This is a genomic window from Kitasatospora sp. NPDC085895 (assembly GCF_040702125.1).
Taxonomy (GTDB): Bacteria; Actinomycetota; Actinomycetes; order Streptomycetales; family Streptomycetaceae; genus Kitasatospora; species Kitasatospora arboriphila.
In genome coordinates this window covers 21,628-27,627 of record NZ_JBFBJY010000094.1, presented here as the reverse complement: position 1 = coordinate 27,627, position 6,000 = coordinate 21,628, and the positions used below count along the sequence as shown (strand labels likewise).

Annotated in this window: 6 protein-coding genes and 3 pseudogenes; 8 read left to right on the top strand and 1 reads right to left on the bottom strand. The window is 67.1% G+C overall.

All coding sequences use genetic code 11. The features are described from left to right. Nucleotides 1-384, top strand: a pseudogene (locus tag AB0442_RS36070) (beta-glucanase); the annotation flags it as partial. Between the two features lie 97 nt (nucleotides 385-481). Here the strand turns inward: AB0442_RS36070 and AB0442_RS36065 are convergent. Further along, nucleotides 482-1,114, bottom strand: a pseudogene (locus tag AB0442_RS36065) (ISL3 family transposase); the annotation flags it as partial. Between the two features lie 218 nt (nucleotides 1,115-1,332). Between AB0442_RS36065 and AB0442_RS36060 the strand changes: the two are divergent. The 7 genes and pseudogenes from AB0442_RS36060 (at nucleotide 1,333) to AB0442_RS36030 (ending at nucleotide 5,751) form a co-directional block, all read left to right on the top strand. Then, on the top strand, nucleotides 1,333-1,659 hold the full coding sequence (locus AB0442_RS36060) for a transposase (protein ID WP_030557153.1): 327 nt from the start codon (nucleotides 1,333-1,335) through the stop codon (nucleotides 1,657-1,659). Between the two features lie 5 nt (nucleotides 1,660-1,664). Continuing rightward, nucleotides 1,665-2,291, top strand: coding sequence for an IS3 family transposase (locus tag AB0442_RS36055; RefSeq protein ID WP_366167779.1), 627 nt, complete (start codon nucleotides 1,665-1,667; stop codon nucleotides 2,289-2,291). An 83-nt stretch (nucleotides 2,292-2,374) separates the two neighbouring features. Further along, a complete protein-coding gene (locus AB0442_RS36050) occupies nucleotides 2,375-3,721 on the top strand; it encodes an IS30 family transposase (protein ID WP_366167778.1) in 1,347 nt (448 codons plus the stop codon). 46 nt (nucleotides 3,722-3,767) lie between these two features. Then, nucleotides 3,768-4,034, top strand: a pseudogene (locus AB0442_RS36045) (integrase core domain-containing protein); the annotation flags it as partial. 161 nt (nucleotides 4,035-4,195) lie between these two features. Continuing rightward, entirely contained in the window at nucleotides 4,196-5,035 is an 840-nt protein-coding gene (locus tag AB0442_RS36040; RefSeq protein ID WP_366167775.1) for an IS5 family transposase, read from the top strand. Between the two features lie 117 nt (nucleotides 5,036-5,152). Beyond that, on the top strand, nucleotides 5,153-5,344 hold the full coding sequence (locus AB0442_RS36035) for a hypothetical protein (RefSeq protein WP_366167774.1): 192 nt from the start codon (nucleotides 5,153-5,155) through the stop codon (nucleotides 5,342-5,344). Further along, the gene (locus AB0442_RS36030; RefSeq protein WP_366167773.1) at nucleotides 5,341-5,751 is read left to right on the top strand and encodes a type II toxin-antitoxin system HicB family antitoxin; all 411 of its coding nucleotides are present in this window, start codon (nucleotides 5,341-5,343) and stop codon (nucleotides 5,749-5,751) included. Before AB0442_RS36035 ends, AB0442_RS36030 begins: the two co-directional genes overlap by 4 nt. Nucleotides 5,752-6,000: the final 249 nt, after the last annotated feature.

Here is a 6,000-nt window from a genome sequence, read left to right as displayed (position 1 = left end):
AAGCTGCCCAGCGGCACCGGCGCCTGGCCGGCGCTGTGGACCTGGAAGGACGGCGCCAACGAGATCGACTCCTTCGAGTACCACCCCGACAATCCGCACCTGCTCGAACTGACCAACCACATCAGGCCGGCCTCGACGTACTACACCGACGCGAACGCCGTCGGCCCGGACCAGTGGGTCACCGTCGGCACGCTGTTCGGCGCGAACTCGGTCGACTGGTACGTCAACGGCGTCAAGATCTTCTCGGACGGCACCGGAGTCGGCACCGGCTGGTCGGCGTACCTGATCCTGAACCTGTCGCTGTGCGCGGGCCAGTACCACCCGGCGCCCTCGGGCAGCGGGCCAATCACCTTCGCCGTCGACTACGTGCGGGTCTACCGCTGACGCCGGCGGATCACCCGTCCGGCCCCGTCGGGGTGCCACGCGCAGTCGTCTCGCGGATACTCACGGTAGCCGGGTAGCGTCAGACATGGAGGTGACTCGCCTCGGCGTAGGTGGCCGATCCGTCCCGGCATACGGCCTCGATGCCCGGATGCTCGCGCAGCCAGGCTTCCAAAGTGGCGGCCTCGCGGCCGGGCAGTACCTCGACCCGCTGGCCGGTCTGGGCATCGATGATGATCGTGGCGTAGCTGTGCCGACGCCGCAGGGCGAAGTCGTCGACCCCGATCACCCGCGGGATCTGCACCACGGGCACGGGCACGCGCCGCAGCAGCCGCAGGGCGGTGGCGTACGAGAAGGGCACGGCCAGCGACCGGGCGAGCCGGGCGGACGCCCGGCCGCACAACTCCTTGACGACCTCGGAGAGCTGGCCGGTCAGACGTGTGGTGCGGCGCCGATGGCGTTCCAGGAGCCCGGGTACCTGCTCTCGGAAGGTCTGCCGCCTGCAGCCCAGGACCGGACAGACCAGCCGTCGTATACGCGCCCGGAGCACGACCTGCCGGCCGTCGACCGGTACATCCCGCAGCGTCCGGTCGTGATACCCGTGGACCCTTTCCGTCACCACCCCGCACACCGGACAGGGCACGGGAACATCCCGGGTCCGAGCCGAAACCCGAACTGTCTCGCCACCGTCCGCCACATTGTCGATGACCAACGCCGACAACCCCGAAAACACCATTCCCACCAGCGTGTTCGCATCATGCACGCTCAATGATCACAGAGGAGTACTCACCGTCACCACCGACTACGGAACAGACCCGTTCTTTTTACAGACCCGGTGTCTGTGCGGGTGGGGGTCTGTCCATTGAACGGCTCTGGCCCGTAATCGGTGGTGACTTATCGTGAACCGCCCCGGGTTCGATGGAGACTCGATTTCATGTAAGGATTCGAGTCATGGCACGTCCCTCCTCCTACCCGCCTGAGCTGCGCCGTCGTGCGGTGCGCATGGTCGCCGAGGTCCTCGGTGACTACCCGAACGAGTCGGCCGCGCTGAGGGCCGTCGCGGAGAAGCTCGGTATCGGCTCGGCCGAAACGCTGCGCAACTGGGTCCGGCGGGATCAGGTCGACTCCGGGCAGCGGCCTGGGACGACGACGGAGGAGTCCGCGCAGATCAAAGCGATGAAGAAGGAGATCGCCGAGCTGAAGCGGGCGAACGAGATCCTCAAGGCCGCGGCAAGTTTCTTCGCGGCCGAGCTCGACCGGCCACATCTGCGCTCGTAGCGTTCATCGACGAGCACCGGGGCCGCCTCGGCGGTGTCGAGCCGATCTGCCGCGTGCTCTCCGAGCACGGCTGCAGCATCGCCCCCTCCACCTACTACGCATTCAACAACCATGCTGTGTCAGCTCGTTCGCTCCGCGACATGGAACTGAGGGAACTGATCGGCAAGGCCTATGAGGACAATTTCCGGGTCTACGGCGCTCGGAAGATCTGGCGCGAGCTGAACCGCCTGGGTCACGCGGTGGCCCGGTGCACCGTCGAGCGGCTGATGCGCGATCTGGGCATCACCGGAGCCGTTCGCGGCAAGCGCGTCGTCACCACGGTCCCCGACCCGTCCGCGGCGAGGGCACCCGACCTGGTCGACCGCGACTTCGTCGCATCGGCGCCGAATCGTTGCTGGGTCGCGGACTTCACCCACGTGGCCACGTTCGCCGGCGTCGTCTACGTCGCGTTCGTCGTGGACACCTTCTCCCGCCGCATCGTCGGCTGGTCCGCCGCGACCACGAAGGAGACCCGCCTCGTGCTCGATGCCCTGGAGATGGCCCTGTGGCAACGCGACCGTGACGGACGCCCGCCCCTGCCAGGCGAGTTGATACATCACAGCGACGCGGGCAGTCAGGGCGGATTCAACTGATCGTCGCAACACCTCGTTGATCATGGAGGTGTGGGATGGGTCGGCCTGCGGGTTGGGTGACGAAGGTGACGGGGCGGCCGGCGATGCGGTCGCCGGGCAGGCCGCCGATTCGGCGGGATGTGGAGCGTGCGTTCTGGACGAAGATCGCCGAGGGGCTGACGAGCGAGGACGCCGCGGTCGCGTGTGGGGTGTCCGGTCCGGTCGGTTCGCGGTGGTTCCGGGATCGTGGTGGCATGCCGTCGATCGAGCTCAGTCCACCTTCGGGCCGCTACTTGTCCTTCACCGAGCGCGAGGAGATCGCCCTGCTGAAGGCCCAGAAGGCCGGCGTCAGGGAGATCGCCCGGCAACTCGGCCGGTCACCGTCGACGATTTCGCGGGAGCTCCGTCGCAACGCTGCCACGCGGGGCGCGCAACTCGACTACCGGGCCTCGATCGCCCAGTGGAAAGCCGAGTTGGCGGCACGGCGTCCCAAGACGTCGAAGCTGGCCGCCGACGAGCGGCTGCGTGAGTACGTGCAAGAGCACCTGGCCGGACGGGTCCAGGCCCCCGACGGCACACCGGTCAACGGTCCGGTGGTGGAGTGGAAGGGACGGAACAAGCCCCACCGCCAGGACCGGCGTTGGGCGACGGCGTGGAGCCCGGAGCAGATAGCCAACCGGCTGCCGCTGGATCATCCCGACGACGAGTCGATGCGGATCTCGCACGAGGCGATCTACCAGGCCCTCTACATCCGGGGCCGCGGCGCGCTGGAGCGCGAGTATGTCGCGTGCCTGCGGACCGGGCGAGCGCTGCGCGTGCCGCGCGCACGGTCGCGCCGCCGCCCCAGCGGCCATGTCACGCCCGAGGTGATGATCAGCGAGCGGCCGGCCGAGGCCGAGACCCGGACCGTTGCGGGTCACTGGGAGGGTGATCTCATCATCGGGACGAACCGGTCCGCGATCGGCACGCTCGTGGAACGCACGACCAGGTTCACGGTCCTGGTCCACCTGCCGCGGATGGAGGGCTACGGGCTTGAGCCGCGGACCAAGAACGGTCCCGCGCTGGGCGGTTACGGCGCCGAGGCGATGAGGAAGGCCCTCACGTCACGGATGGCCGAGCTCCCCGGGCAACTGCGTCGAACGCTGACCTGGGACCGCGGCAAGGAGCTGGCCCAGCATGCCCAGTTGAAATCCGACACCGGCATGGCCGTCTACTTCGCCGATCCCCACAGCCCCTGGCAACGGGGCACGAACGAGAACACGAACGGGCTGCTTCGCCAGTTCTTCCCGAAGGGCACCGACCTGTCGCGATGGGGTTCGAAGGAGCTCGAAGCCGTCGCCCGAACACTCAACACCAGGCCCCGCAAAACACTCGCCTGGCGAACCCCGACGGAAGCCCTGGATGATGAACTACTCTCGCTCCAGGCAAGCGGTGTTGCGACGACTCCTTGAACCCAAGCAGTACACCTCATTCCGCCTGGCCGAGCACCTCGACGCCGCCGGCATCGCGGCATCCATCGGATCCGTCGGCGACGCCTACGACAATGCGCTGATGGAATCCGCGATCGGCCTGTTCAAGACGGAACTGATCAAGCCCCGGCGGCCTTGGCGAACGCTCTCCCAAGTCGAGCTCGCTACCGCCGAGTGGGTCGACTGGTACAACCACCGCAGACTCCACGGTGAGATAGGCCACGTCCCGCCCGTCGAATACGAGAACACCTACTACCTCACAGCAGCAAGACCGCAGGTCACCACCACAACCTGAGATCTCTATCGAACCCGGGGCGGTTCACTGTCTGCCGGTAGAGCAGCAGCCCGTCTCGTCTGTATCTATGCCCCGAAGTCCGTCTGGTTTGAAGAAGTCATAGAAACGCCGATCCGACAGTGGAACGGGATCCTCCGCCCCATCTGTGCTGACGCTGTGTCATGACCGAGCGCAAGCCATACCCGAGCGACCTCTCCGACGCCCGATGGGCGCTTATCGAGCCGATTCTGACGACATGGAGAAAAGCCAGGCTCGACCGCCGGCCGACCGGCCAGCCGCCAAAGGTCGAACTTCGCGACGTCTTCAACGCCATCCTCTACATCAATCGGACCGGAATCCCCTGGAAGTACCTCCCGCACGACTTCCCGAGCCACGGCACCGTCTACGCCTACTACGCCGCCTGGCGCGACGAGGGCATCTTCGCCCAACTCAACTACGGCCTCACCGGATTGGCCCGGGTAAAGGAAGGGCGCAAGCCCGAGCCGACCGCCTCGGTGATCGACACCCAGAGCGTGAAGACCTCCACCAATGTTCCCCTGACCAGCCAAGGAACCGACGCCGCGAAGAAAATCATCGGCCGCAAGCGAGGCATCCTCACCGACACCATCGGACTCATCCTCGCCGTTACCGTCGCCGCCGCGAGCATGTCCGAGAATGCCCTGGGAATACGCCTCCTCAGCCAGGCCAAGAAGACCTACCCGAGCATCTCCAAGAGCTGGGTTGACACCGGCTTCAAGAACGCCGTGATCGAGCACGGCGCAACCCTGGGCATCGACGTCGAAGTCGTCCATCGCAAGTCCGACATCCCCGGATTCCACGTGGTGAAAAGGCGGTGGGTGGTCGAACGAAGCCTGGGGTGGATCATGCAGCGCCGCCGTCTTACCCGCGACTACGAGACCCTGCCGGCCAGCTCCGAAGCCATGATCCACATCGCCTCGATCGACAACCTCGCCAAGCGCATAACGGACGAAACCACACCAACCTGGCGAGGAACCTACTAGGACATAAAGGGCAAACTACTCTCGCCAAACGCCCTCTGAGGCGGCCACGGGCCGACGCCACAGTAACTCCGTCTATCCAGATTAGACACTCTGCGTCTATCTGCATTAGACTATGCTGTGAAGCATGGGACGTTCCTGCAGGAGCTGCGGAAGATCGCCAGGGCGAAAGGCCTCGACCTGGAGCTCGTCCGCCACGGCGCCAACCACGACCTGTATGAGCTCGGCACCGTCCGGCTGACCGTGCCCCGCCACCCCGACGTCAACGAGCTCACCGCCCGGAGCATCCTCAAGGAGGCGAACAAGGCATGACCGAGCAGCCCCGCACCTTCACCGCGGTCGCCGAACGCTCCGGCCGCTGGTGGGCCGTCACCGTCCCCGATGTACCCGGCGCCATCACCCAGGGCCGCAACCTGAAGGAGGCCGCGGAGATGGCCCGCGAGGCCGTCGCTCTGGTCCTCGACGTGCCCGAGGACCAGGTCGTCGTCGACCTGCGGCCGGCCCTGCCCGATGCCGCGGTGACCGCCCTGGACGACTTCCGCTCCCGCCGCTCCGACCGGGAGAAGGCCGAGGACGCCGAGCGGGACGCTCAGGCTGCCGCCGCGCAGGCCCTGACCGAGGCCGGCCTGTCGGTGCGCGACGCCGGCGCCGTCCTCGGCGTCTCCTACCAGCGGATCTCCCAGCTCGCCCCGACGAGGCGCGGACACCGCACCGCCTGACCTCAGCGCTGCTACAGGGGGTTCCGCCGAGTTCAGGGTCTCCAGTGGCTGAACAGCCGACGGGCCGTCACTCCCGGGCGCCACCCCGTCGACGGCTCCGCGATCTGTACGACCTGCGCCGGCTTCTCCCAGACCTTCGACTGCTCGCGCTGCGGCTTCGAGGGCAAACTCCTGGGCGGACGGCTCTGCGAACGCTGCACGCTCACCGACCGGCTGACCGCCCTCCTGGACGACGGCACCAGCCGCGTC

Coding starts and splice junctions, on each gene's coding strand:
- AB0442_RS36060 (WP_030557153.1), top strand. CDS start 1,333: ATGGCACGTCCCTCCTCCTACCCGCCTGAGCTGCGCCGTCGTGCGGTG.
- AB0442_RS36040 (WP_366167775.1), top strand. CDS start 4,196: ATGACCGAGCGCAAGCCATACCCGAGCGACCTCTCCGACGCCCGATGG.
- AB0442_RS36030 (WP_366167773.1), top strand. CDS start 5,341: ATGACCGAGCAGCCCCGCACCTTCACCGCGGTCGCCGAACGCTCCGGC.
- AB0442_RS36050 (WP_366167778.1), top strand. CDS start 2,375: ATGCGGTCGCCGGGCAGGCCGCCGATTCGGCGGGATGTGGAGCGTGCG.